This is a genomic window from Bacillus sp. FSL M8-0025 (assembly GCF_037975475.1).
Classification (GTDB): Bacteria; Bacillota; Bacilli; order Bacillales; family Bacillaceae; genus Bacillus; species Bacillus subtilis.
Genome location: NZ_CP150258.1, coordinates 2,622,018 through 2,646,848, shown reverse-complemented (window position 1 = coordinate 2,646,848; position 24,831 = coordinate 2,622,018). Strand labels below are relative to the sequence as shown.

26 protein-coding genes are annotated in these 24,831 nt (G+C 44.4%); 19 read left to right on the top strand and 7 right to left on the bottom strand.

Going from position 1 to position 24,831, the window contains the following annotated elements; all coding sequences use genetic code 11:
* Positions 1-38 precede the first annotated feature (38 nt).
* The 3 genes from MKX38_RS13665 to MKX38_RS13655 all read right to left on the bottom strand — a co-directional run bounded on the left by MKX38_RS13665 (position 39) and on the right by MKX38_RS13655 (position 2,130).
* The gene (locus MKX38_RS13665) at positions 39-1,493 is read right to left on the bottom strand and encodes an alanine/glycine:cation symporter family protein (RefSeq protein WP_144483206.1); all 1,455 of its coding nucleotides are present in this window, start codon (positions 1,491-1,493) and stop codon (positions 39-41) included.
* A gap of 163 nt (positions 1,494-1,656) precedes the next feature.
* Complete coding sequence (locus MKX38_RS13660; RefSeq protein ID WP_004398683.1) at positions 1,657-1,797, bottom strand: hypothetical protein; 141 nt, start codon at positions 1,795-1,797, stop codon at positions 1,657-1,659.
* A gap of 6 nt (positions 1,798-1,803) precedes the next feature.
* Complete coding sequence (locus MKX38_RS13655; protein WP_175950709.1) at positions 1,804-2,130, bottom strand: DUF5412 family protein; 327 nt, start codon at positions 2,128-2,130, stop codon at positions 1,804-1,806.
* A 205-nt stretch (positions 2,131-2,335) separates the two neighbouring features.
* On the opposite strand from MKX38_RS13655, the gene MKX38_RS13650 reads away from it, so the two are divergent.
* A complete protein-coding gene (locus MKX38_RS13650) occupies positions 2,336-2,458 on the top strand; it encodes a hypothetical protein (RefSeq protein ID WP_003229707.1) in 123 nt (40 codons plus the stop codon).
* A 45-nt stretch (positions 2,459-2,503) separates the two neighbouring features.
* On the opposite strand, the gene MKX38_RS13645 is transcribed toward MKX38_RS13650, so the two are convergent.
* Complete coding sequence (locus MKX38_RS13645) at positions 2,504-3,151, bottom strand: phosphotransferase (RefSeq protein WP_116316475.1); 648 nt, start codon at positions 3,149-3,151, stop codon at positions 2,504-2,506.
* A 237-nt stretch (positions 3,152-3,388) separates the two neighbouring features.
* On the opposite strand from MKX38_RS13645, the gene iolG reads away from it, so the two are divergent.
* The 9 genes from iolG (at position 3,389) to yajC (ending at position 10,837) form a co-directional block, all read left to right on the top strand.
* The gene (iolG, locus tag MKX38_RS13640) at positions 3,389-4,414 is read left to right on the top strand and encodes an inositol 2-dehydrogenase (RefSeq protein ID WP_029318179.1); all 1,026 of its coding nucleotides are present in this window, start codon (positions 3,389-3,391) and stop codon (positions 4,412-4,414) included.
* A gap of 70 nt (positions 4,415-4,484) precedes the next feature.
* On the top strand, positions 4,485-5,792 hold the full coding sequence (locus MKX38_RS13635; RefSeq protein WP_339187412.1) for an MFS transporter: 1,308 nt from the start codon (positions 4,485-4,487) through the stop codon (positions 5,790-5,792).
* A 47-nt stretch (positions 5,793-5,839) separates the two neighbouring features.
* On the top strand, positions 5,840-6,352 hold the full coding sequence (gene bofC / locus MKX38_RS13630; RefSeq protein WP_003229715.1) for a sporulation cell-cell signaling protein BofC: 513 nt from the start codon (positions 5,840-5,842) through the stop codon (positions 6,350-6,352).
* A 138-nt stretch (positions 6,353-6,490) separates the two neighbouring features.
* Positions 6,491-7,096: a Holliday junction branch migration protein RuvA gene (gene ruvA, locus MKX38_RS13625; protein ID WP_003229717.1), complete on the top strand. Its 606-nt coding sequence runs from the start codon at positions 6,491-6,493 to the stop codon at positions 7,094-7,096.
* Positions 7,097-7,106: 10 nt separating this feature from the next.
* On the top strand, positions 7,107-8,111 hold the full coding sequence (ruvB, locus tag MKX38_RS13620; RefSeq protein ID WP_003229718.1) for a Holliday junction branch migration DNA helicase RuvB: 1,005 nt from the start codon (positions 7,107-7,109) through the stop codon (positions 8,109-8,111).
* Positions 8,104-8,304 (top strand): DUF2905 domain-containing protein, encoded by a 201-nt coding sequence (locus MKX38_RS13615; RefSeq protein ID WP_003222669.1) that lies wholly within the window; start codon positions 8,104-8,106, stop codon positions 8,302-8,304. Before ruvB ends, MKX38_RS13615 begins: the two co-directional genes overlap by 8 nt.
* 29 nt (positions 8,305-8,333) lie before the next feature.
* A complete protein-coding gene (gene queA, locus MKX38_RS13610; RefSeq protein ID WP_003229723.1) occupies positions 8,334-9,362 on the top strand; it encodes a tRNA preQ1(34) S-adenosylmethionine ribosyltransferase-isomerase QueA in 1,029 nt (342 codons plus the stop codon).
* Positions 9,363-9,388: 26 nt separating this feature from the next.
* A complete protein-coding gene (gene tgt, locus MKX38_RS13605) occupies positions 9,389-10,534 on the top strand; it encodes a tRNA guanosine(34) transglycosylase Tgt (protein WP_003229725.1) in 1,146 nt (381 codons plus the stop codon).
* A 36-nt stretch (positions 10,535-10,570) separates the two neighbouring features.
* Complete coding sequence (gene yajC / locus MKX38_RS13600; protein ID WP_004398708.1) at positions 10,571-10,837, top strand: preprotein translocase subunit YajC; 267 nt, start codon at positions 10,571-10,573, stop codon at positions 10,835-10,837.
* Between the two features lie 56 nt (positions 10,838-10,893).
* Here the strand turns inward: yajC and MKX38_RS13595 are convergent, their stop codons facing one another.
* Positions 10,894-11,283, bottom strand: coding sequence for a TIGR04086 family membrane protein (locus MKX38_RS13595; protein WP_004398667.1), 390 nt, complete (start codon positions 11,281-11,283; stop codon positions 10,894-10,896).
* Between the two features lie 197 nt (positions 11,284-11,480).
* On the opposite strand from MKX38_RS13595, the gene MKX38_RS13590 reads away from it, so the two are divergent.
* The gene (locus tag MKX38_RS13590) at positions 11,481-12,137 is read left to right on the top strand and encodes a DUF421 domain-containing protein (RefSeq protein WP_339189437.1); all 657 of its coding nucleotides are present in this window, start codon (positions 11,481-11,483) and stop codon (positions 12,135-12,137) included.
* A gap of 3 nt (positions 12,138-12,140) precedes the next feature.
* On the opposite strand, the gene spoVB is transcribed toward MKX38_RS13590, so the two are convergent.
* Positions 12,141-13,697 (bottom strand): stage V sporulation protein B, encoded by a 1,557-nt coding sequence (spoVB, locus tag MKX38_RS13585; protein WP_116316476.1) that lies wholly within the window; start codon positions 13,695-13,697, stop codon positions 12,141-12,143.
* Positions 13,698-13,812: 115 nt separating this feature from the next.
* On the opposite strand from spoVB, the gene comN reads away from it, so the two are divergent.
* The 8 genes from comN to dtd all read left to right on the top strand — a co-directional run bounded on the left by comN (position 13,813) and on the right by dtd (position 23,185).
* Entirely contained in the window at positions 13,813-14,109 is a 297-nt protein-coding gene (comN, locus tag MKX38_RS13580; protein ID WP_004398498.1) for a post-transcriptional regulator ComN, read from the top strand.
* Positions 14,110-14,147: 38 nt separating this feature from the next.
* Positions 14,148-16,361, top strand: coding sequence for a protein translocase subunit SecDF (gene secDF / locus MKX38_RS13575; protein ID WP_326227521.1), 2,214 nt, complete (start codon positions 14,148-14,150; stop codon positions 16,359-16,361).
* A 157-nt stretch (positions 16,362-16,518) separates the two neighbouring features.
* Positions 16,519-17,016, top strand: a complete 498-nt coding sequence (locus MKX38_RS13570; RefSeq protein ID WP_003229739.1) for a cation:proton antiporter regulatory subunit — start codon at positions 16,519-16,521, stop codon at positions 17,014-17,016.
* 75 nt (positions 17,017-17,091) lie between these two features.
* Positions 17,092-17,415 carry a lipopolysaccharide assembly LapA domain-containing protein gene (locus tag MKX38_RS13565; RefSeq protein ID WP_003229740.1) on the top strand — a complete coding sequence of 108 codons (324 nt, stop codon included), beginning with the start codon at positions 17,092-17,094 and terminating at the stop codon, positions 17,413-17,415.
* A 66-nt stretch (positions 17,416-17,481) separates the two neighbouring features.
* Entirely contained in the window at positions 17,482-19,842 is a 2,361-nt protein-coding gene (gene recJ, locus MKX38_RS13560; RefSeq protein ID WP_003246110.1) for a single-stranded-DNA-specific exonuclease RecJ, read from the top strand.
* Between the two features lie 5 nt (positions 19,843-19,847).
* Positions 19,848-20,360: an adenine phosphoribosyltransferase gene (locus MKX38_RS13555; protein ID WP_003229745.1), complete on the top strand. Its 513-nt coding sequence runs from the start codon at positions 19,848-19,850 to the stop codon at positions 20,358-20,360.
* A gap of 167 nt (positions 20,361-20,527) precedes the next feature.
* Positions 20,528-22,732 carry a GTP diphosphokinase gene (relA, locus tag MKX38_RS13550; RefSeq protein WP_003229747.1) on the top strand — a complete coding sequence of 735 codons (2,205 nt, stop codon included), beginning with the start codon at positions 20,528-20,530 and terminating at the stop codon, positions 22,730-22,732.
* A 12-nt stretch (positions 22,733-22,744) separates the two neighbouring features.
* Complete coding sequence (dtd, locus tag MKX38_RS13545; protein WP_004398689.1) at positions 22,745-23,185, top strand: D-aminoacyl-tRNA deacylase; 441 nt, start codon at positions 22,745-22,747, stop codon at positions 23,183-23,185.
* 26 nt (positions 23,186-23,211) lie between these two features.
* On the opposite strand, the gene MKX38_RS13540 is transcribed toward dtd, so the two are convergent.
* On the bottom strand, positions 23,212-24,768 hold the full coding sequence (locus MKX38_RS13540; protein ID WP_339187408.1) for an SH3 domain-containing protein: 1,557 nt from the start codon (positions 24,766-24,768) through the stop codon (positions 23,212-23,214).
* Positions 24,769-24,831: the final 63 nt, after the last annotated feature.

Here is a 24,831-nt window from a genome sequence, read left to right as displayed (position 1 = left end):
AACCGGCACGATGTCATATCGGGCCGGTTTTAGTATGTTCAGGAGACACGTTCACTATCATGAGTGTATTCTTTCTCCCAGAAATCAGCGTTTTTGATACCCAGCGCTTTTGGATCAAAGACCGGGTCTAAGCCCTGCTTCTTTTGGCGCTCATAATCCTTTAAAGCAAGAAGCGCCGGTTTGGCAAGCAGCACAATGGCAATGACGTTCAGCCATACCATAATGCCAAGCCCTGCATCCCCTAATGCCCAAGCAAGTGAAGCTGTTTTCACAGTACCATAGAATGTGGCGGCTAAAATAATCAGTTTTAAGCCAAGCATTGCCCATTTGCTTTCTCTGCCTCGTGCTAAATAGGCGATATTTGTTTCTGCGATGTAGTAATACGCCATAATTGTTGTAAAAGCGAAGAAGAATAAAGCGATGGCAACAAAGCCTGCACCGAATCCGGGAAGAACACTGTCAATTGCCGCTTGTGTGAAACCAGGTCCTGCTTCTACGCCTTTAAGCTGGTGAACGATAAAGGAACCATCTGCAGCCGTGGTATTGTACATGCCGGTAAACAAGATCATGAAAGCTGTAGCGGAACATACAAACAAGGTGTCAATATAAACAGAAAATGCCTGAACCAGTCCCTGCTTGACCGGATGAGAAACCTCTGCAGCAGCTGCCGGATGCGGGCCTGTTCCCTGGCCGGCTTCGTTTGAGTAAATGCCACGTTTAACGCCCCAGGAAATCGCCATGCCGATCAAGCCGCCAAAAGCGGAATCCAATGCAAAGGCGCTTTTGAATATTAATGAGATCACAGCAGGCAATTCAGACACATTCATGACAATAATAATCAAAGACAGCAGGATATATCCAATGGCCATAAATGGAACAATCATTTGCGCCGCATTGGCAATTCGTTTGACGCCGCCAAAAATAATGAACCCTAATAATAAAACCAGACCACACCCTGTGACGAAAGGAGAGATGCCGAATGCATTTTGGATCCCAGCCGCAATGGAGTTGGACTGTACGCCCGGCATTAGAAAGGCCATTGCAATAAGGGCAGCAGCGGCAAATAAGACGGCAAACCACTTAATGCCTAAGCCTTTTTCTATATAATAAGCAGGGCCGCCCCGATATTGACCGTCTTGTTTCACTTTGTAAATTTGAGCAAGCGTTGATTCTACAAAGGCACTCGCCGCCCCGATAAAGGCAATCGCCCACATCCAGAACACTGCACCGGGTCCGCCGAATGCAATTGCTGTCGCCACTCCCGCGATGTTTCCTGTGCCCACACGGCCGGACAGCGCAATCGATAACGCTTGGAAAGATGAAACACCGGCTTCAGAGCTCTTGCCTTTGAACATCTGAACAATCATTTCTTTTAAATGTCGGACTTGTAAAAAACGGGTCATAATTGAAAAGGCGAATCCAATTCCCAATAAAATATAAATGACGGGCGTACTCCATAAGACCGCATTCAAACTAGCAACAAAATCTGCCATCAAGCTTCCCCCTCACTTCAAATTCGAATACATGTATAAAAAGGATTTTGGTCTAATCGAACTATTTCTACAATCGATTTGTCACATTATATGACCTGTAATTATCAATAAGAAGAGGAAGGAAAAAAGAAAAAACGCGGCGTATCGACTACGCTGCGTTTTTCTACAGAGGCAAACTTATGGCAATTGTTATAAAATCCTTCAGCAACAAATAGCCTAGTTCAGTCAAACCGTATATAAAGGATAAAGCAATCACAAAATGATTGAAATGCTTTTCATCATTTGTTCCGTTCATCTTATTCATGTTTCATCACCTCACTGACGCCTGCGGCGGTTCTTCACGGATCCAATGATCATCTTTTCGCCAATCATACGTTTCATCAGTATCAAGATGTAAAGTCTGATTGCCGATTTTCACTGTATTGTGATTGATCCACGTCACTGCTGGGCGGCTGTCCGGGTAATTCCAGTAGATTGTTCTCTTGACAAGTGTTTTTTCATTTACAAGTTCACCTCTGGCTGCATCTAAGCTCAAGGTGTTTTCGGATACATAAGTGTTTAACGTATAGCTGCCGTCCGGCGATTCAACCGATTGGACGAGATTGCCTTTCGGAACGTTTTTTAGTGAAAATAACATCCAATAGATGGCGCCGCCGAAGAAGACCAGCAGGGCAAACATAATAAGCGGGATGTTGCTGCGTGTCTTAATGTGACTCTCTCCCTTTTTTTCTCTCATTTTACTATATATCGGAATTCATATGATCTTTACATTTCTTTAAAATTACCTTAATAAAGCAATGATAAGATGAAATAAAGCCAATAAAGGGTGAGGGGAGACAGAAATGGAAAAAACGTATTGTCATTCCGGCGAGAAGGACCCAGAAGCGGTCTACTTAACTGTGAGAGGCTATCGAATTAAGCTGTCGCCTGAACAAATGAAACTGATTTCTGCCGTCAGAAAGTAAAAAATACATGAAAAAGGCAGCCGCTTGTGCGGCTGCCTTTTTGATTTAAGAATATTTTCTTTTCCGCTGTGCGAAATGCTTTTGAAACCAATCTTTCTTATATAAAAATGCGATGATCTCCAGCCAAAAACCCGGAATCTTTTTGGGGAATATCGGTTTTTTGTAGAGTGCATGATACGCTGATTTTAAATCATTCCACTGCGTGCACGTTTTTGTCTGTTCAAATCTCGCAACATCAATCACCCGCACTGCTCCGGTTTCTGTCAGAATCAGATTCCGTAAATGGATATCTGACGGGTTCAGGCCGGCAGCCCGGGCGTCAGAAAGTGCTTCTTCAACCTGCTGAATCATGTCATCACTGATTGCAATGCCTTTCTTCAGACAGTTATAAAAGGTTTCACCTTTAATATATTCCATGAGAATAAATGAATCGCCAGTTTCGTAAATGTCAGGATAGAATGCGGACCCGGCTAATTTTTCATAGATCGCTGCTTCTTTGACTGCTGTCGCTTGATATTCCGGAAAAAATACTTTCAGCGCCATTTTTCGACGGCCTTCTGTTAAGGCAAACACATAGGCGCTTCTTCCCTTGCCGATTAGTGTTAATTCCTCGGATTTCTCTTTGACTTTATCAAATCTGCTGTTCTTGCGGTATATGACGGAATGGGCCAGTGCCTCTGCTTTTGTCAGCATTTCATTCACCTTCTTTGCTCTATTTTATGCAGCTGTTTATAGGAAAATCATAAACTGTTCAGGAAAAAGAGCCTAATTCTAGTGTATCTGGTCTTGAAGAAGAAGGCTACTTATAAGCATGAATTGTGATAAAAGAGACATAGAACGTTTAATTTCCATTCTTGAAAAGCGCTTACAAATGGGATAGTATTAATTTTAAATAAAGCGCTTTCGTGAATGATCAAGGGGGAAGAAGCCATGACAAAACAGATTGTGACAGGGATTATCGGTGCAGGCCGCATCGGCAAACTTCATGTTCAAAATATAAGCCGGATTCCTCACATGAAAATAAAAGCAGTCTCTGACATTCAGGCAAGCCGTATAAAAAGCTGGGCCGACAGTCATCAGATTGAATACATAACCTCTGATTATCGTGATTTATTACATGATCCTGATATTGATGCTATTTTTATTTGCTCTCCTACAGCCGTACATGCACAGATGATCAAAGAAGCAGCCGAGGCGAAAAAGCATATATTTTGTGAGAAGCCCGTTAGTTTCTCTCTGGACGAAACGAGTGAAGCGCTTGCGGCTGTCCGGAAACACGGGGTAACACTTCAAGTCGGATTTAACCGCCGCTTTGATCCTCATTTTAAGAAAATCAAAACGATTGTTGAAAATGGTGAAATTGGTACACCTCATTTATTAAAAATCACGTCCCGGGACCCAGAACCCCCGAATATAGATTATGTCCGTACGTCAGGCGGGTTGTTTATGGATATGTCGATCCATGATTTTGATATGGCCAGATATATTTTGGGGAGCGAAGTGACGGAAGTGTATGCCAAAGGGGCGGCTTTGGTGAATCCTTCTTTTGCGGAACTGGGTGATATTGATACAGCTGTTATTACACTGACTTTTGAAAACGGTGCCATGGCTGTGATTGATAACAGCCGCCAAGCTGTGTACGGATATGACCAGCGGGTTGAGGTTTTCGGGACGAAAGGCTCTGCAGCGGCAGACAATAGCAGGCCGACAACGGTTGAGGTGTCAACAGCTGATTTTGTGATGAAGGATAAACCGCATTTCTTTTTCCTTGAACGCTATAAGGATTCATATGAGGAGGAGATTCTCCGTTTTGCAGAAGCGATCGGCACAAACCAGGAGACTCCCTGCACCGGCAATGACGGTTTACAGGCCGGAAGGATCGCCAGAGCAGCACAGCAATCGCTTGCTTTTGGCATGCCTGTCAGCATTGAGCACACTGAAAAAATCGCTTTTTAATCTAACAGGATTACAATTCAGCAAGCTTGGGTATATACTCCATTGATACTTTAAGTAGGCGGTGGAGAAAATGAATACAGTACATGCTAAAGGAAATGTTTTGAACAAAATCGGAATTCCTTCTCACATGGTTTGGGGTTATATTGGCGTTGTCATCTTTATGGTTGGAGACGGCCTCGAACAAGGCTGGCTGTCTCCTTTTCTCGTTGATCATGGTCTCAGTATGCAGCAATCCGCATCGTTATTTACCATGTACGGCATTGCTGTCACCATCTCAGCTTGGCTTTCAGGAACGTTTGTCCAAACTTGGGGGCCGAGAAAAACGATGACTGTCGGATTGCTTGCATTTATCCTCGGTTCGGCCGCTTTTATCGGCTGGGCGATTCCTCATATGTATTATCCGGCTCTCTTGGGCAGCTATGCTCTTAGAGGCTTGGGATATCCGCTGTTTGCATACTCTTTTCTCGTATGGGTGTCATACAGCACCTCTCAAAATATTCTCGGCAAAGCCGTCGGCTGGTTTTGGTTTATGTTTACGTGCGGCCTTAACGTGCTCGGCCCGTTCTATTCCAGCTATGCAGTTCCGGCCTTTGGAGAAATCAATACGCTTTGGAGCGCTTTACTGTTTGTGGCGGCAGGCGGAATTCTTGCCTTATTTTTTAACAAAGATAAAATTACTCCGATACAAAAACAAGATCAGCCGAAATGGAAAGAATTGTCGAAGGCATTTACGATTATGTTTGAAAACCCTAAGGTAGGCATCGGCGGAGTGGTCAAGACGATTAATGCGATAGGACAATTTGGATTTGCCATCTTTCTTCCTACTTATTTAGCACGATACGGGTATTCGGTTTCGGAATGGCTGCAAATATGGGGGACGCTGTTTTTTGTGAATATTGTGTTTAATATCATTTTCGGTGCAGTCGGAGATAAACTAGGCTGGCGCAATACGGTCATGTGGTTTGGCGGTGTCGGATGCGGTATTTTTACGCTGGCGCTGTATTACACGCCTCAGCTGATCGGGCATCAGTATTGGGTGCTCATGATTATCGCCTGCTGCTACGGCGCGGCTTTAGCAGGGTACGTCCCATTAAGCGCGCTTTTGCCGACGCTTGCACCTGATAATAAAGGTGCTGCCATGTCAGTGTTGAATTTGGGATCTGGTTTATGTGCGTTTATCGCGCCGGGCATCGTGAGTCTTTTCATTGGGCCGCTCGGTGCAGGCGGCGTGATTTGGATCTTTGCGGCATTGTATTTTTTCAGTGCCTTTCTGACGCGATTCTTGACAATTTCTGAGCAAAGCACAGATGTGTATACGGAGGAACGGTTTGTCAGGGAAAATGTGCAGACAAATTTTGATAAAACGGTTAAGCAGTAGCCTCTTTGGTCAAACTAATCTTAAACGTGTGCAAAGAGGTGTAGAGGGTGAAACGATTCAGCACGGCGTATCTTTTGCTGGGCATTCTTTGCTCAGCGGCAGTATTTTTAATAGGAGCTCCTTCCCGCGCACTTGGCGCGGAAGTGGAGCACTATGAGCCGCTGCAGGTGCATGTGCAGCTTGAAAAGGTGTATTTGGACGGCGATGTCAGCATTGAGCATAAGCATGAAAAAGTGTTTTCTATGGATGATTTTTGGGCAGCTTATGCCGGATGGACGCTAGTGGAACAAAAAAAGGGATATGTGCTCTTCCGGAAGCAAATGGACGATATTTCTCCGCTCAGCAAGGTCAACGGGTATATCGGTGTATCGGATAATGGAGTGATTTCCACTTTTCATGGGCGGCCTGAGCCAGCTTCCGAACCAATTCAGTCTTTTTTTCAAATTGATTTAGAAAGGCTGGAAAGCCATATGCAAAAAAATCTGCTGAAAGGCATTCCATTTCGGACAAAAGCGGAGTTTGAGGATGTCATCGAACATATGAAGACATACAGCGGGTAGCGTCCGCTGATTGAAGACATGTATTCATGTCTTTTTTTTCGTGAAAGAATGAGAGAGAAGCGAACATATGTTAACTTTTCTATAAGACTTTGGCTGTTTTTATGGTACAATGAAGAACAGTCAAAGAGGTGAATTTGCGTGATTGAATTTGTTAAAGGGACGATTGATTATGTATCTCCCCAATATATTGTCATAGAGAACGGCGGCATCGGCTATCAGATTTTCACGCCGAATCCGTTTATATATAAGGAGAGAAGCCAAGAAACGATTTTTACATACCATCATATCAGAGAGGATGCTTTTTCGCTTTATGGTTTTTCAACAAGAGAGGAGAAGGCGCTCTTTACAAAGCTGTTAAACGTGACCGGAATTGGCCCGAAAGGAGCACTTGCCATCTTGGGCTCGGGTGATCCCGGAGCGGTCATCCAAGCAATTGAAAATGAAGATGAAGCTTTTTTGGTCAAGTTTCCTGGAGTAGGAAAGAAAACCGCACGCCAGATTATTCTAGATTTAAAAGGAAAGCTGGCAGATGTTGTGCCTGAAATGATTGAAAATCTGTTTAATCATGAAGAAAGGCTTGAAAAGCAAACAGCGGAAACGGCTCTTGAAGAAGCACTTGAAGCCCTCAGGGTTCTCGGATATGCTGAAAAAGAAATCAAAAAGGTGCTTCCTCACCTTAAAGAAGAAATTGGGCTGACAACAGACCAATATGTGAAAAAAGCATTACAAAAACTATTAAAGTAAGGTGATGTTCATGGATGAACGGCTCGTCTCAAGTGAAGCAGACAACCATGAATCAGTGATAGAGCAAAGCCTGAGGCCGCAAAATCTGGCACAGTATATCGGGCAGCATAAGGTAAAAGAAAATTTGCGCGTGTTTATAGATGCGGCGAAAATGAGACAGGAGACGCTGGATCATGTTCTTCTGTACGGGCCGCCCGGACTCGGAAAAACAACGCTTGCTTCGATTGTTGCTAATGAAATGGGAGTGGAATTGCGGACGACATCAGGGCCTGCGATTGAAAGGCCTGGTGATTTGGCTGCTATATTAACGGCGCTGGAACCGGGAGATGTATTATTTATTGATGAAATACATAGGCTGCACAGATCGATCGAAGAGGTGCTTTATCCTGCAATGGAAGACTTTTGCCTGGACATTGTGATTGGCAAAGGCCCATCTGCCCGCTCGGTTCGCCTCGACCTTCCGCCTTTTACGCTGGTGGGAGCCACGACGAGGGTGGGGCTTTTGACGGCTCCTTTAAGAGACAGATTCGGCGTAATGTCTCGCCTTGAGTACTATACACAAGAAGAACTGGCGGATATTGTCACAAGAACCGCTGATGTATTCGAGGTTGAGATTGATAAACCGTCGGCTCTTGAAATTGCAAGAAGATCGAGAGGGACGCCCCGCGTGGCGAACCGCCTGCTGAGAAGGGTGCGCGATTTCGCCCAAGTGCTGGGTGACAGCAGGATTACGGAAGACATTTCTCAGAATGCGCTGGAGCGGCTTCAGGTTGACCGCCTCGGTTTGGATCATATTGATCATAAGCTGCTGATGGGCATGATCGAAAAATTCAACGGCGGCCCAGTAGGCCTTGATACGATTTCAGCTACCATCGGCGAGGAATCGCATACGATTGAAGACGTATATGAACCATATCTGCTGCAAATTGGATTTATACAAAGAACGCCGCGTGGAAGGATCGTGACACCGGCCGTTTATCATCATTTCCAAATGGAGGCTCCCCGATATGACTGAATTTCCTAAGATCATTATGATTCTTGGTGCTGTTTTGCTTATTATCGGAGCAGTTTTGCATTTTGTCGGCAAGATGCCGGGAGATATTTTTGTAAAAAAAGGAAATGTCACGTTTTTCTTCCCGGTTGTCACTTGTATTATTATAAGTGTGGTATTATCAATTTTGCTTAATCTTTTTGGCAGAATGAAATAACAAAAGACTAGAATAAAGGTGAAATCATCATGAAAGTCGATTTATTTGATTTTGAACTACCAGAACGTTTAATTGCACAAGTACCGTTGGAGCAGCGTGATGCTTCAAGGCTGATGGTGCTCGATAAACATACAGGAGAGCTTACTGACAGCTCGTTTAAACACATTATCAGCTTCTTTAACGAAGGCGATTGTCTAGTCCTGAACAATACCCGGGTACTGCCTGCGCGGTTATTCGGCACAAAAGAGGATACCGGCGCGAAAGTGGAACTTCTTTTGTTGAAACAGGAAACCGGTGATAAATGGGAAACACTTGCCAAACCGGCGAAACGGGTGAAAAAAGGAACTGTTGTCACATTTGGAGACGGAAGATTGAAGGCAATCTGCACGGAAGAGCTTGAGCACGGCGGCAGAAAGATGGAATTTCAATATGACGGTATTTTCTACGAGGTGCTTGAATCCCTTGGAGAGATGCCGCTCCCTCCATATATCAAAGAACAGCTTGATGACAAAGAGCGCTACCAGACAGTGTATTCAAAAGAAATCGGCTCTGCTGCTGCGCCTACAGCTGGCCTTCACTTCACGGAAGAAATCTTACAGCAGCTGAAAGACAAAGGCGTGCAAATTGAGTTCATCACACTACACGTAGGCCTTGGAACGTTTCGCCCTGTGAGTGCCGATGAAGTGGAAGAGCATAATATGCATGCAGAGTTTTATCAAATGTCAGAAGAAACGGCTGCAGCCTTAAACAAAGTAAGAGAAAATGGCGGTCGGATCATTTCTGTCGGCACGACCTCGACACGCACGCTTGAGACGATTGCCGGGGAACATGACGGGCAATTTAAAGCATCAAGCGGCTGGACATCTATTTTTATTTATCCGGGCTATGAATTTAAAGCCATTGACGGAATGATTACAAACTTCCATTTGCCGAAATCGTCATTGATTATGCTGGTCAGCGCGCTTGCTGGAAGAGAAAACATTCTGCGTGCCTATAACCATGCAGTGGAAGAGGAATACCGTTTCTTCAGCTTCGGAGACGCGATGCTGATTATATAATTTGAGAACAGGAGGCCTCATCAAAAGTGGCTGAACAACCAATACGCTATGAATTTATAAAAGAATGCAAACAAACAGGAGCGCGGCTGGGCAAAGTGCATACGCCTCACGGCTCCTTTGAAACGCCGGTTTTTATGCCGGTCGGCACACTGGCGACAGTCAAAACAATGTCGCCTGAAGAGCTGAAAGCAATGGATGCAGGCATCATTTTGAGCAACACTTATCATCTATGGCTTCGTCCGGGCCAAGACATTGTCAAAGAAGCGGGCGGGCTCCATAAATTTATGAACTGGGACCGCGCAATTTTAACCGATTCAGGCGGTTTTCAGGTCTTTTCTTTAAGCAAGTTTCGTAATATAGAGGAAGAGGGTGTCCATTTCCGCAATCATCTAAATGGAGACAAGCTGTTTTTATCTCCGGAAAAAGCGATGGAGATCCAAAACGCACTCGGCTCTGATATTATGATGGCGTTTGATGAATGCCCGCCATACCCGGCGGAGTACGACTACATGAAGAGGTCAGTTGAGCGGACAAGCCGCTGGGCGGAACGCTGCCTGAATGCCCACAATCGTCAGGATGAACAAGGGCTGTTTGGTATTGTACAAGGCGGAGAATATGAAGATCTGCGGACACAAAGTGCGAAGGACTTGATTTCGCTTGATTTTCCGGGATATGCTATAGGCGGATTATCTGTAGGTGAACCGAAGGATGTCATGAACCGTGTACTCGAATTTACAACACCGCTCTTGCCGAAGGATAAACCGAGATATCTGATGGGAGTAGGTTCTCCGGATGCACTGATCGACGGAGCGATCCGCGGGGTCGATATGTTTGACTGTGTGCTGCCTACACGGATTGCAAGAAACGGCACAGTGTTTACTGCTGAAGGACGACTCAATATGAAAAATGCGAAATTTGAAAGAGACTTCCGTCCGATTGATGAAGAGTGTGATTGCTATACATGTAAAAACTACACTCGCGCGTACATTAGGCACTTGATTCGCTGTAATGAAACATTCGGCCTTCGATTAACAACTTACCATAACCTTCATTTTCTGTTACACTTAATGGAGCAGGTAAGACAGGCTATTCGCGAGGATCGTCTGGGTGATTTCAGAGAAGAGTTCTTTGAGCGTTACGGCTATAACAAGCCAAATGCGAAAAGCTTCTAAATAAACATAACAGGCTTACAGAAAGGGGTGAAAATGATGACTGGCACTTTAGGTACATTGGTTCCTATTATTTTAATGTTTGCGGTCCTTTACTTCTTGCTGATTCGTCCTCAGCAAAAGCAGCAAAAGGCTGTACGCCAAATGCAAGAGGAACTGAAAAAAGGCGATTCAGTAGTGACAATCGGGGGATTGCACGGTACTGTTGACTCTATCGACGAAAGCAAAGTCGTAATTAAGACTGGTGATAACACACGTCTTACGTTCGACCGCCGCGCGATCAGAGAAGTTTCTGCTGCTGAATAACAGCAGGAGCTATACATAGCAAACAAAAAAGAGCGGGCAAGTGAGCCCGCTCTTTTTTATGTGGAAGACCTGTTTCCCCTCATGTTCACGCCGAAAATCCCGCCCAGCATGCACACCCCTAAAAATCCCAGATGGAAGATCAGCTGTTCTGCTGTAAATGTCTTTCCGAATCCTAAATACTGAAACAATAAGATAATCAGAGAAAAACTTAAGGCGGTCAATGCGCCAATCATCCAGCCTCTTTCCTTGCCTTTCCCGCCTGAAATGAACCCGCCGATAAATAAAGAGAGAAATGAGATAGCTGTGATCAGCCAGTTAAATGATGATTCTTCCAGCGAGGTTGCGGTCAATAAAAGTGAAACCGCCAAACTTGTCAGGAGCATGGCTGAAAATATGGCGATTAAGCCGTAAAGAATGCCTTTTCCAACTTGTTTCGTTTCCTCCATGATTGTCTCCTCTCTGCCTGTATTAAAAGGCTTCTGTTCTTTTTGCACAAAGCCGTCAGACATGCTGATGGCTCGTCTTTGTAAAAATGTATTCCCTTATCCCTTGAATTAGACGTAAAAGCTTTGTGAAATGCAATCGGTTTTTCTTACATAAATTGATCATTTTGTTGCAACCTATAATGAGTTGGAGGTGCATGATGGAAGAGCTTCTCACTATTGCGTTTCGCACAGTCGTATTGTATTTTGTGATATTGGTCATTTTTCGTTTCATGGGCAAACGGGAGATCGGAGAGCTTAGTATTTTAGATCTCGTTGTCTTTATCATGATGGCTGAAATTGCCGTTTTAGCCATAGAAAACGTAGACGATCATCTATTTCATACCATTTTGCCAATGCTTGTATTAATGATCATTCAAGTGACTTTGGCATACTTTTCTTTAAAAAACCGAAAAGTCCGCCAGCTTCTTGACGGTAAGCCGACTATAATTATCAAATATGGAAAAATTGACGAAGAAGCCATGAAATCACAGCGATATAATTTTGATGATTTAATGGTTCAACTCAGAGAAAATAGCGTCGACAGAGTAGCTGACGTATCATTTGCCATTTTAGAGCCGTCGGGCAAACTGACTATTGTAAAGAAAGAAAATAGCGGAGAGCATCGGCAGCTCGAAATGCCGCTCATTATAGACGGCTTCATTCAAACAGAAAACCTGTCCAGAATCAGTAAAGATAAAAAATGGCTGCTCGAAAGTTTGCAAAAACACGGATACACAAACCCTTCAGATATTTCTTTTTGCTCGTTTACAGACGGAGAATTATTTATTGATGAAAAAGATGGGTACCGCCCGTAACCGTTATCGGACGATTAGACGTCCGATAATGGGAATGCGGCGAAGCTCATCTTTTTTAATTAAACGGAAAACGAGTAGGAGGATTATATAAATAGCGGCGCTCACCGCAATCCATCCGGCTAGATTGACAGCCTCAGATGCTCCAAAGCTTATATAATGTTTGATGGCGGAGCTGATGAATCCGCAAATTACAATAACAGCGAAGCTGAGCGCGTACTCCTTGATTTTGATGCTGATCGGCAGCACTTTGCTTACGGTTGCTGCGTGCAATAGCGTGACGAGCACCATGCCTGTCACAATGGCTAATGCCGCGCCCATAATGCCAAGAGAAGGCCTTGTGGCAAGGACAAAAATAAGGCCTGTTTTGACTAGCGCTCCGATTAAGCTGTTCATCATCGCAGCTCCTGCCAAATTAAGCGCCTGCAGAACAGCTTGAAGCGGGCCTTGAAAATAATAAAGCAGAAAAAACGGGGCCATCACTTTTATAAATACAGCTGCGCCTGAAGAACCGTACATCACTCTCATCAGCTCATCCGCAAATACAAATAAAATAACAACTGAAATGCCTCCGCTGAGCAGACAGAGACGCATCGCCTGTTCCAAGCGGTATTCCACCACCTGCAATTTTTTCTGCTCCATTCCTTCACTGATCGCAGGAACGAGCGCGGTCGACAAAGAATATGTAATAAAGCTGGGCAGAGTCAGCAGCGTCATGGCAAAGCCGGTCAGTTCCCCGTATTGCTTTGTTGCGGCAACTGTTGCCACACCGGCGATGGCAAGGCTTTGAGCGACGACGATTGGCTCGAAAAACCAAGAGAGGTTTCCGATAAAGCGGCTCCCGGTTGTTGGAAGGGACACGCTCATTAATTGGGTAAAGGTTTGTTTTCCGTTTTTAATTGACTGGAAAAAATGTTTTCTGATTTTAATTGTCTTTTTATACTTAAAGCAAACGAATAAATAAAGAAGTGATGCCAGTTCCCCTGCCACTGAGGATAGCATTGCCCCCGCTGCTGCATATTCAATTCCGTAAGGGAGAAAAATCGTCGTGCAGACAGCCACGAGTGAAATGCGGACAACCTGTTCAAGGACTTGTGACATAGCAAGCGGGTTCATATTCTGTTTTCCTTGAAAGTATCCCCTCAGCACACTCGATATAGCAATAATCGGCACAACCGGCGTAATGGCCAAGAGCGGATACAGTGTTCGCTTATCTGTCAGCATCGTTTCAGCCATAACCGGGGCGAAAAACAGAAACAGCGGTGTAAAGATGAGGCTGAGCACTCCCGTAATGGTCAGAGACATGACTAAAATATTTTTCGTTTTTTGATGATCTCCCCGCGCACTGGCTTCAGCGACTAGCTTGCTGATCGCGACCGGCAGACCGAATTGAGTTAATGTAGTGGCCAAGAAGAAGGTAGGCGCTGCCATCATGTAAAGCCCGACTCCTTCTTCACCGATAAAACGGGCGATAACCACCCGGTTGACAAACCCGAGCATTCTTGTAACCATTCCTGCTGCGATAAGGATAAGAGTGCCCTTTAAAAACGTCTGTTTCGCCATTTTTACCCCCTGCCTTCTCAAACTACCTGGAATCATATACAATAAAGATATGCGTATATGTCGTCCAAGCATGACAAGTCTTCTTGAAAAACAATAAAAAAGGAGCGTGGAATTCGTGGAGAAGCATCCAGCCGATCTATATAAAGACCACGTCAGGCCGTTTCTTTACAGCAAACTGGAAGAGTTTAAGATTCTCGGGTATGATGATGTTGAACTCGAAAGTTTGTGGTCATACTTAACAGATAAGAAGTGGAAAAAGAAAACGGAACTGAGCATTTATGAACTGGCGAGTGATATTTTATCAGTGAAAATTGGCGAATTTATGAACTATGCAACCGTTGAGTCATTTAAAACGTCTAATTGGCTGGGCAGTGAAGAGGGCCAGGAAGCATTGGAAGAACTGCTGAGATAGCAGGTTGATTCGCACAGGTTTAAGGGAGGATATACATAATGAAAAAAGGACGCTTGATTGCGTTTTTCCTTTTCGTTCTATTGATTGGCACGGGCTTGGGCTACTTTACGAAGCCTGCCGCTAACAATATTACGTTAGGATTGGATTTGCAAGGCGGATTTGAGGTGCTGTATGATGTACAGCCTGTAAAAAAAGGTGACAAAATCACAAAAGACGTTCTGGTCAGCACAGTAGAGGCACTGAACCGCCGGGCCAATGTTCTCGGTGTCAGCGAACCGAACATCCAAATTGAAGGGAATAACCGGATTCGCGTTCAGCTCGCTGGCGTGACAAACCAAAACAGAGCGCGTGAAATTTTGGCGACTGAAGCGCAGCTTTCTTTCAGAGATACGAATGACAAAGAATTGCTGAATGGCTCTGACCTCGTCGAAAACGGAGCTAAACAAACGTATGACGCCAAAACAAATGAACCGATTGTCAGCATTAAACTGAAAGATGCTGATAAATTCGGCGAAGTGACCAATAAGGTCATGAAAATGGCGCCAAACAACCAGCTTGTTATTTGGATGGATTACGAAAAAGGGGACTCCTTTAAAAAAGAGGTTCAAAAAGAGCACCCTAAATATGTATCCGCCCCAAATGTAAGTCAGGAATTAAACACAACTGACGTTACAATTGAAGGGCAATTTACGGTTCAAGAAGCAAAAGATTTAGCCAGCATTTTAAACGCAGGCGCACTTCCTGTGAAACTGACTGAAAAATATTCGACATCAGTAGGCGCACAATTCGGCCAGCAGGCTCTCCATGATACGGTGTTTGCCGGTATTGTCGGTATCGCAATTATTTTCTTATTTATGCTTTTCTATTACCGTCTGCCGGGATTAATCGCGGTGATTACGCTGTCTGTTTATATCTACATTACACTCCAGATCTTTGACTGGATGAATGCCGTACTCACGCTTCCGGGAATTGCCGCTCTCATTTTAGGTGTCGGGATGGCTGTTGACGCCAACATTATTACCTATGAGCGGATTAAAGAAGAGCTCAAGCTAGGAAAGTCAGTCCGCTCTGCCTTCCGTTCAGGAAACAGACGGTCATTTGCGACGATTTTTGACGCGAATATTACAACCATTATTGCAGCGGTTGTGCTCTTTATCTTTGGGACAAGCTCTGTTAAAGGGTTTGCGACAATGCTGATCCTATCGATTTTGACAAGCTTTATCACTGCCGTTTTCTTATCGAGATTTCTCCTCGCTCTCCTTGTGGAAAGCAGGTGGCTTGATCGGAAAAAAGGCTGGTTTGGTGTCAATAAGAAACATATCATGGATATTCAGGATACGGATGAAAATACAGAGCCGCATACGCCATTCCAAAAATGGGATTTCACGAGCAAACGCAAATACTTCTTTATTTTCTCCAGTGCGGTCACGGTTGCCGGGATTATTATCCTGCTTGTGTTCAGGCTGAATCTTGGCATTGACTTTGCAAGCGGTGCACGGATTGAAGTACAAAGCGACCATAAGCTGACGACAGAGCAAGTTGAGAAGGATTTTGAATCTCTGGGTATGGACCCTGATACTGTAGTTCTGTCAGGCGAAAAGAGCAATATCGGTGTTGCCCGTTTTGTCGGGGTGCCAGATAAAGAAACCATAGCAAAAGTAAAAACGTATTTTAAAGACAAATACGGATCAGAGCCAAATGTCAGCACAGTTTCACCGACAGTCGGTAAGGAGCTGGCAAGAAATGCGCTGTACGCAGTTGCTATAGCTTCTATTGGCATCATTATTTACGTTTCAATCCGATTCGAATACAAAATGGCGATTGCTGCCATCGCCTCATTGCTATATGACGCATTCTTTATCGTCACGTTCTTCAGTATTACAAGGCTTGAGGTAGATGTTACATTCATCGCGGCCATCTTGACGATAATCGGGTATTCCATTAACGATACAATCGTTACATTTGACAGGGTCCGCGAGCATATGAAAAAGCGTAAGCCGAAAACCTTTGCCGATCTGAACCATATTGTAAACCTGAGCCTGCAGCAAACCTTTACACGTTCAATTAACACTGTATTAACCGTTGTGATTGTTGTTGTGACATTGCTGATCTTTGGAGCATCTTCTATTACTAACTTCTCAATTGCTTTATTGGTCGGGCTGTTAACAGGCGTTTATTCTTCTCTATACATTGCCGCACAAATTTGGCTTGCATGGAAAGGAAGAGAACTGAAAAAAGATTCGGCGCAATAAAAAATATCAGGCTGTCCTCTGCAGGGCAGCCTGTTTTTTGAAGTTTCATTGAACTTAAAATAGACATTTGCTATAATGACATACGCTTACATTTAAACATATATATGGTGTTAAAAGTGTTTATGGCTGGTTTTCAGATATGTAGGAGGGTTTATATATGAGGGTTCGCGAATCAGAGCTGCCGGGCATAGGACAAAAAGTTGAAATGATTACTAGAAACCGTGATAAAATTTCAATTATCATTCATCATGACGGACGGAGAGAGCTTTACTATTTTGACGAAAACGACCATGAGGAATGTGTTGCCTCCGTGCAGTTTGATGACGCTGAAGCAAGGCAAATGTCTGCAATTCTTGGCGGAATGGCATATAAACCGAAAGCATTAGAACAGGTCGAGTCAGCCCTTGATGATTTGATTATAGAGTGGTGTAAAGCAGAGGCGGGAGCGCCTGCCATTCATCAGACGATTGGTGATTTGAATGTGGGTCAGGAATATCATGTGACGGTCATTGCAATTGTTAAAAAGAATCAGGATAAACAACTGAATCCGAGCTCTGAAACAGTCATTGACGAAGGCGATACACTTGTGATTTCCGGTGAGGGAACCGGACTGAAGAGGCTGATCCGGGAAAAATTAACAGCAAAGGGAGCTTAACCTAGTGTTAAGCCATGTTTAAAACCAGTCTTGATTGGGAAAGTTACCTCAATAAGAAGTTTGGGGGAAAAGAGAATGAATAAACAATGGACCATTATTTTCGCACTTATTTTCACCTTAATTGTCGCTATTTTCGCAGTCATTAATGTTCGATCCGTAGAAGTTGATTACCTGTTTGGAAGATCAGAATGGCCGCTCATTCTTGTTATTTTGGGCTCAGTTTTAATGGGAGCACTGATCGTATTTTCTGTCGGCATTTTTCAGGTAATGAAATTGAAGCGGGAAATAAAAACCTTGCGGAAAGAAAATAGAACAGCAATACATAAACAAGAGGATACTCATCTTGCTGATCAGACTGACACACAGGATGCATCAGCCATGATTGAGAAAAAAGACTAGTTTTCGAATATTATTTGAAACCCCTCAGCCTGCTCTAGTATAATAGGGTGGTTGAGGGGTGAATTTATGTTAGCGTCAAAAATGCGATGGGAAATCCAGCGACCAGATCAGGATAAGGTCAAATCACTCACAGAACAATTGCATATAACACCTCTTGTTGCGTCCCTGCTTGTAAAAAGAGGCTTTGATACGGCAGAAAGCGCTAGGCTGTTTTTACATACAAAGGATGCCGATTTTTATGATCCTTTTGAAATGAAAGGCATGAAAGAAGCGGCAGATCGAATAAAACAGGCGATTTCACAACAAGAAAAGATTATGATATATGGCGATTATGACGCCGATGGGGTTACAAGTACGTCAGTGATGCTTCACACGCTGCAAAAACTGTCGGCTCAAGTTGATTTTTATATACCTGACCGTTTTAAAGAAGGATATGGACCTAATGAACAGGCGTTTCGTTCGATTAAAGAACGGGGCTTCTCTTTGATCATTACGGTTGATACAGGAATTGCCGCTGTGCATGAAGCGAAGGTGGCAAAGGAACTCGGACTGGATGTCATCATTACCGATCATCATGAACCGGGACCGGAGCTTCCGGATGTCCGTGCGATCGTCCACCCGAAGCAGCCTGGCTGCACTTACCCGTTTAAAGAGCTTGCCGGGGTTGGAGTCGCGTTTAAGCTTGCCCACGCTTTATTGGGTGAACTTCCTGATGAACTGCTTGACCTGGCGGCTATCGGCACCATTGCCGATCTAGTCCCGCTGCATGACGAAAACAGATTAATAGCAACACTAGGACTTGAAAGGCTTCGACGGACAAATCGGCTCGGCTTAAAAGAGCTGATTAAGCTGTCAGGCGGAGACATCGGAGAAGCGAACGAAGAAACAGTCGGATTTCAGCTCGCACCAAGGCTGAATGCCGTCGGAAGAATCGAACAGGCGGATCCCGCTGTTCATTTGCTTATGTCAGAGGATTCGTTTGAAGCGGAAGAGCTTGCCGCAGAAATTGACCAGCTGAACAAAGAGCGCCAAAAAATGGTCAGCAAAATGACGGATGAAGCGATTGAAATGGTTGAACAGCAAGGGCTCGATCAAACTGCAATTGTCGTGGCCAAAGCCGGATGGAACCCGGGAGTCGTCGGGATTGTGGCTTCAAAGCTTGTGGACCGTTTCTACCGACCGGCCATTGTTCTTGGTATTGATGAAGAAAAGGGAATCGCTAAAGGTTCGGCCCGAAGCATCAGAGGATTTAATTTATTTGAGAGCCTTTCTGAATGCAGAGATATTCTTCCTCATTTCGGCGGCCATCCAATGGCTGCGGGGATGACGCTGAAAGCCGAAGATGTGCCGGATTTGCGAAGCAGGCTGAATGAAATAGCGGACAATACGCTTACGGAAGAGGATTTTATTCCCGTACAGGAAGTCGACCTTGTCTGCGGCGTCGAAGACATTACAGTTGAAAGCATCGCAGAAATGAACATGCTGTCTCCTTTTGGCATGCTGAACCCGAAACCGCACGTTCTCGTAGAAAATGCAGTACTGGAAGATGTCCGCAAGATAGGGGCAAATAAAACTCATGTCAAAATGACGATCAGAAACGAGTCGTCCCAGCTTGATTGCGTCGGTTTTAATAAAGGCGAGCTTCAAGAAGGCATCGTACCGGGTTCAAGAATTTCCATTGTCGGTGAGATGTCAATCAACGAATGGAACAATCGAAAAAAGCCGCAGCTTATGATAAAGGATGCCGCTGTTTCTGAATGGCAGCTGTTTGATTTAAGGGGAAAACGGACGTGGGAAGACACAGTTTCCGCCCTTCCATCTGCTAAACGGGCCATTGTCTCTTTCAAAGAAGACTCAACAACATTACTTCAAACTGAAGACCTTCGCCGAGAAGTGCACGTCATCAGTTCTAAAGATCAAGCAAAGGCGTTTGACCTCGATGGTGCATATATTGTATTACTGGATCCGCCGCCTTCGCTGGACATGCTCGCACGTTTGCTGGAAGGAAAGGCGCCCGAGCGGATATATTTTATTTTTCTCAATCATGAGGACCACTTTTTATCAACTTTTCCCGCAAGAGACCACTTTAAATGGTATTATGCGTTCTTGCTGAAAAGAGGCGCTTTTGACGTGAAAAAACACGGTTCAGAGCTTGCAAAACATAAAGGCTGGTCCGTTGAAACAATCAATTTCATGACAAAGGTGTTTTTTGATCTCGGTTTTGTTAAAATAGAGAATGGTGTGCTGTCTGTTGTGAGCGGAGCAAAGAAACGCGACTTAACAGACTCACAAACATATCAGGCGAAACAGCAGCTGATGGAACTGGATCAAAAGCTGAATTATTCTTCTGCTGAAGAGCTGAAGGAATGGCTGAATAAGCTGATGAAACAAGATTCAGAGGCTTATGAAAGTACGAGGAGGACATAAAACAGATGGATTTAAAACAATACGTAACAATTGTACCGGATTACCCGAAAGAGGGCGTGCAATTTAAAGATATTACGACACTGATGGATAAAGGCGATGTATACCGCTATGCCACAGATCAAATTGTTGAATATGCGAAAGAAAAGCAAATTGATTTGGTCGTTGGCCCTGAAGCGCGCGGCTTTATTATCGGCTGTCCCGTTGCTTACGCGCTTGGCGTAGGTTTTGCGCCGGTCCGCAAAGAAGGCAAGTTGCCTCGTGAAGTAATCAAAGTGGATTATGGCTTGGAATACGGAAAAGACGTATTAACGATCCACAAAGATGCGATTAAGCCTGGTCAGCGTGTGCTTATTACAGATGACCTGCTTGCGACAGGCGGCACAATTGAAGCGACAATCAAACTTGTTGAAGAACTTGGCGGCGTTGTTGCTGGTATCGCTTTCTTAATCGAGCTTTCTTACCTTGACGGCAGAAATAAGCTCGAAGATTACGACATCTTAACATTGATGAAATACTAAGGATAACCGCATAACGAAAAAGCACTCCATGTCAGGGTGCTTTTTTCCTATTGTTTTGCATTTATTTTATATAATATTTGGCTATTTGAACTTCTGCTCTTTACATCTTTCGTTTTTTTCTTGATAATAAACTACAATACAGTTTACATTTTAAAAAAGGTGATTCCATGGCGAACGAACAAGTATTGACTGCCGAGCAAGTTATAGATAAAGCACGCAGCTATCTATCTGATGAGCATATCGCATTTGTCGAAAAAGCATATCTGTACGCTGAAGATGCTCATCGCGAGCAATACCGCAAATCGGGCGAGCCATATATTATTCATCCGATTCAGGTTGCGGGGATACTCGTTGATCTTGAAATGGACCCTTCCACAATCGCGGGCGGATTTTTGCACGATGTCGTGGAAGATACAGATGTGACGCTCGATGACCTGAAAGAAGCATTTTCCGAAGAAGTGGCAATGCTTGTAGACGGCGTAACGAAACTCGGCAAAATTAAATATAAATCTCAAGAGGAACAGCAGGCGGAAAATCATCGCAAAATGTTTGTCGCTATGGCTCAAGATATCAGGGTCATATTGATCAAGCTGGCGGATCGTCTTCACAATATGCGGACACTGAAACATCTGCCTCAGGAAAAACAGCGGAGAATCTCCAATGAAACGCTGGAAATTTTTGCTCCTTTGGCGCATCGTCTCGGGATTTCAAAAATTAAGTGGGAATTGGAAGATACGGCGCTCCGTTATTTGAACCCTCAGCAATATTACAGAATTGTCAACCTCATGAAGAAGAAACGTGCAGAACGAGAGCTTTATGTCGATGAGGTTGTCAATGAAGTGAAGAAACGTGTCGAAGAAGTAAATATCAAGGCTGACTTCTCGGGACGCCCGAAACATATTTACAGCATTTATCGAAAAATGGTGCTGCAAAATAAGCAATTCAATGAAATTTACGATTTGTTGGCTGTCCGTATTCTTGTGAATAGCATAAAGGACTGCTACGCGGTGCTTGGCATCATTCACACATGCTGGAAACCGATGCCAGGCAGATTCAAAGATTATATCGCAATGCCGAAGCCGAATATGTATCAATCGCTTCATACAACGGTTATTGGGCCTAAAGGCGATCCGCTTGAAGTGCAGATCCGCACCTTTGAAATGCATGAAATAGCGGAATACGGGGTTGCGGCTCACTGGGCTTATAAAGAAGGGAAAGCAGCCAATGAAGGTGCAACCTTTGAGAAAAAGCTTTCTTGGTTCCGTGAAATTTTAGAATTTCAAAATGAATCGACAGATGCAGAAGAATTTATGGAATCGCTCAAAATTGATTTGTTCTCTGACATGGTGTATGTCTTTACGCCAAAAGGAGATGTAATCGAGCTTCCGTCCGGTTCTGTTCCGATTGACTTTTCTTACCGGATTCACTCTGAAATCGGCAATAAAACAATCGGTGCCAAAGTAAACGGAAAAATGGTTACGCTTGACCATAAGCTTCGGACAGGTGATATCGTTGAAATTCTCACCTCTAAGCATTCCTACGGTCCGAGCCAGGATTGGGTGAAGCTTGCCCAAACATCCCAAGCGAAGCATAAAATCCGTCAATTCTTTAAGAAACAGCGGCGTGAAGAAAATGTCGAAAAAGGCCGTGAGCTGGTCGAAAAAGAAATTAAAAACTTGGATTTTGAATTGAAGGATGTTTTAACGCCGGAGAATATTCAAAAGGTTGCTGACAAATTTAATTTCTCAAATGAAGAGGATATGTACGCGGCGGTCGGTTACAACGGCATCACAGCTCTGCAGGTGGCGAACCGCCTAACAGAAAAAGAGAGAAAGCAGCGCGACCAGGAAGAACAGGAAAAGATCGTTCAGGAAGTCACTGGGGAACCTAAGCCATACCCGCAAGGAAGAAAACGGGAAGCTGGCGTTCGTGTCAAGGGCATTGACAACCTCCTTGTCCGTTTATCAAAATGCTGCAATCCTGTGCCAGGTGATGATATTGTCGGCTTTATCACAAAAGGCAGAGGGGTTTCGGTCCATCGCGAAGACTGTCCGAATGTCAAAACGAATGAAGCCCAAGAGCGGCTGATCCCGGTAGAGTGGGAACATGAGTCACAAGTTCAAAAGCGCAAGGAATACAATGTTGAGATAGAGATTCTTGGGTATGACCGCCGCGGATTGCTGAACGAGGTACTCCAGGCAGTGAATGAAACGAAAACCAATATTTCATCTGTCTCTGGCAAATCGGATCGCAATAAAGTGGCAACCATCCATATGGCGATTTTTATCCAGAATATCAATCACTTGCATAAAGTCGTCGAGCGTATTAAACAGATTAGAGATATCTATTCTGTGCGCCGCGTCATGAACTAAAGGGGTTAGAAAATGAGATTAGTTGTTCAGCGAGTAACAGAAGCAAGCGTTACAGTGGACGAAGAGGTCGTCGGCCAAATTGGACAAGGCCTTATGGTGCTGGTCGGCATCACTCACGATGATACAGAAGATGATGCAGCTTATTTAGCCGATAAAGTTGTCAATCTCCGTATTTTCGATGACAGTGAAGGGAAAATGAATCTGTCTCTTGTAGATATAGGAGGAGAGATATTATCCGTCTCACAGTTTACGCTTTATGGAGATACGAAAAAAGGGCGCCGGCCGAACTACATGAACGCGGCCAAACCTGATAAAGCTTTAGGTCTTTATGAAAAATGGAATGACCTGCTTCGTGAAAAAGGAATCAAAGTGGAGACCGGAACGTTTGGAGCAATGATGGATGTTCAGCTTACAAACTCCGGACCGGTCACGCTCATTATGGATTCAAAATAAAAAAAGCTGCCAAAAGGCAGCTTTTTTTATTGGAAGTATTTCTCTAATCCGCTTTCGATCCCATCTGTTACTTTTTCTTGGTATGAATTGCTATGTACAATGGCTTCTTCCTGCGGATGGCTTACATATCCCAGCTCGTACAGCATAGCGGGCTGTCTGTTTTCCCGGAGCACATAATAATCTCCGAATAATACGCCGCGGTCTGGAATGGAAGAACGCTTCACCACTTCTGAGTGGACATCTGATGCGAGTTCCTGATCTTTGGCAGGACTGTAGTAATATGCTGTACTGCCTCTTGTAGAGGTATCCGCATAGCTGTCATAATGAATGCTGATAAAGGCGTCAGCGTTACGGTAGTGAGAGGTAGAGACCCGTGACTGCAGGCTGACAAAGGTATCATCCTGGCGTGTCACATATACATCCGCTCCAGCCGATCTAAGTTTGCTGGCGAGCAGTTTTGCCGTTTTGATCGTCAGGTTTTTCTCGAATTTCCCCGAATACCCGATCGTTCCGCTGTCTTTTCCTCCATGTCCCGGGTCAACAATAATCGTTTTATTGTTTAGAGAGCCGTTTCCAGACGGGGAATCAGAGACTGGCGGTTCACCTGCTTCTTCTGCGCTTTTAGACGTTTGGACCACCCAATTGGCTACATAAGCAGTCTGCCCGTTATCAAGCTTTATTTCATACCAGCTTCCCTTTGAACCGGTAATGGTGTATGAATCTCCTTTGGCAGCGCGCTCAACGATCGAAGCTGATGTTGACGCATCACTTCTTAGATTCGTTCCTCCGTACATGATATAGGCTTTTTTAGCGGAGGATGAACTGCCGGCATTTGCTGAATCATCAGCTGGAACAGAACTAGTCAAAAGGTAATGGCTTGCAACCCAGCCTTTTAGCCCGTTCACCTCAATGTGAGCCCAGCCATTTTTCTCGTTGAGAACCGTCAGTTTCGTTCCGCGATCAAGTTTTGTTATAATTGCCGCGTCATGTGAGGCGGAGGCTCTTACATTTAGCGAAGAAACACCGACTGTGCCCGTCGTTGACGCACCGGAATCCTCGGTTTGGTCACTCTCATCAGACGCTGAACTGCTGCCTCCTGATGTGACATATTCAGATGATACCCATCCGGTGGCACTGTGATAGGATATCTTGATCCAGCCCGAATCTTTATCAATGACAGATGCTTGGCTGCCTTGCGGGAATTTGCCGATGACTTCGTAGGAAGTGCCCGGGCCGCTTCTCATCCGCAGATCGGGGTCTGTTGATGTCACAGTGACACTGCTTCCTGAGGAGCTTGTGCTGGCCTGGTCTTCCTTTGTAATAAGCCAGGAGACTACCCAGCCCTTTTCTCCGGAACCAAGCTGTATCTGCACCCAGTCTCCATCTTCCTTTAAAATCGGATAGCGTTCTCCCTTTTTTACTTCCGCTGTAATGCCGTAGCTAAGCCCAGGGCCGCTTCTGACGTTCATTTCATCTGTTGCGATGACCGCTTCTCCTTGAGCAGCTGTAACGGATGAAAAGGTCGGGAATAGCGCTGCGGTGAAAATAATACATACAATAAGGACAAAGTATTTCTTGTTCATTGTGTCCTCCTTTCTGATGATCATTAAAAAAGCATTCTTGTTTAATATCGTAAAGTCCTTTCT

What these genes read in the sequence shown, in the direction of transcription:
- MKX38_RS13590 (WP_339189437.1), top strand. Translation starts at nt 11,481, where the DNA reads ATGGAAGAGCTTCTCACTATTGCGTTTCGCACAGTCGTATTGTATTTT.
- MKX38_RS13665 (WP_144483206.1), bottom strand. Translation starts at nt 1,493, where the DNA reads ATGGCAGATTTTGTTGCTAGTTTGAATGCGGTCTTATGGAGTACGCCC.
- ruvB (WP_003229718.1), top strand. Translation starts at nt 7,107, where the DNA reads ATGGATGAACGGCTCGTCTCAAGTGAAGCAGACAACCATGAATCAGTG.
- relA (WP_003229747.1), top strand. Translation starts at nt 20,528, where the DNA reads ATGGCGAACGAACAAGTATTGACTGCCGAGCAAGTTATAGATAAAGCA.
- MKX38_RS13615 (WP_003222669.1), top strand. Translation starts at nt 8,104, where the DNA reads ATGACTGAATTTCCTAAGATCATTATGATTCTTGGTGCTGTTTTGCTT.
- recJ (WP_003246110.1), top strand. Translation starts at nt 17,482, where the DNA reads ATGTTAGCGTCAAAAATGCGATGGGAAATCCAGCGACCAGATCAGGAT.
- MKX38_RS13660 (WP_004398683.1), bottom strand. Translation starts at nt 1,797, where the DNA reads ATGAATAAGATGAACGGAACAAATGATGAAAAGCATTTCAATCATTTT.
- MKX38_RS13570 (WP_003229739.1), top strand. Translation starts at nt 16,519, where the DNA reads ATGAGGGTTCGCGAATCAGAGCTGCCGGGCATAGGACAAAAAGTTGAA.
- yajC (WP_004398708.1), top strand. Translation starts at nt 10,571, where the DNA reads ATGACTGGCACTTTAGGTACATTGGTTCCTATTATTTTAATGTTTGCG.
- dtd (WP_004398689.1), top strand. Translation starts at nt 22,745, where the DNA reads ATGAGATTAGTTGTTCAGCGAGTAACAGAAGCAAGCGTTACAGTGGAC.
- MKX38_RS13635 (WP_339187412.1), top strand. Translation starts at nt 4,485, where the DNA reads ATGAATACAGTACATGCTAAAGGAAATGTTTTGAACAAAATCGGAATT.
- MKX38_RS13540 (WP_339187408.1), bottom strand. Translation starts at nt 24,768, where the DNA reads ATGAACAAGAAATACTTTGTCCTTATTGTATGTATTATTTTCACCGCA.
- spoVB (WP_116316476.1), bottom strand. Translation starts at nt 13,697, where the DNA reads ATGGCGAAACAGACGTTTTTAAAGGGCACTCTTATCCTTATCGCAGCA.
- MKX38_RS13650 (WP_003229707.1), top strand. Translation starts at nt 2,336, where the DNA reads ATGGAAAAAACGTATTGTCATTCCGGCGAGAAGGACCCAGAAGCGGTC.
- secDF (WP_326227521.1), top strand. Translation starts at nt 14,148, where the DNA reads ATGAAAAAAGGACGCTTGATTGCGTTTTTCCTTTTCGTTCTATTGATT.
- MKX38_RS13555 (WP_003229745.1), top strand. Translation starts at nt 19,848, where the DNA reads ATGGATTTAAAACAATACGTAACAATTGTACCGGATTACCCGAAAGAG.
- MKX38_RS13655 (WP_175950709.1), bottom strand. Translation starts at nt 2,130, where the DNA reads ATGTTATTTTCACTAAAAAACGTTCCGAAAGGCAATCTCGTCCAATCG.
- iolG (WP_029318179.1), top strand. Translation starts at nt 3,389, where the DNA reads ATGACAAAACAGATTGTGACAGGGATTATCGGTGCAGGCCGCATCGGC.
- queA (WP_003229723.1), top strand. Translation starts at nt 8,334, where the DNA reads ATGAAAGTCGATTTATTTGATTTTGAACTACCAGAACGTTTAATTGCA.
- MKX38_RS13595 (WP_004398667.1), bottom strand. Translation starts at nt 11,283, where the DNA reads ATGGAGGAAACGAAACAAGTTGGAAAAGGCATTCTTTACGGCTTAATC.
- MKX38_RS13645 (WP_116316475.1), bottom strand. Translation starts at nt 3,151, where the DNA reads ATGCTGACAAAAGCAGAGGCACTGGCCCATTCCGTCATATACCGCAAG.
- MKX38_RS13565 (WP_003229740.1), top strand. Translation starts at nt 17,092, where the DNA reads ATGAATAAACAATGGACCATTATTTTCGCACTTATTTTCACCTTAATT.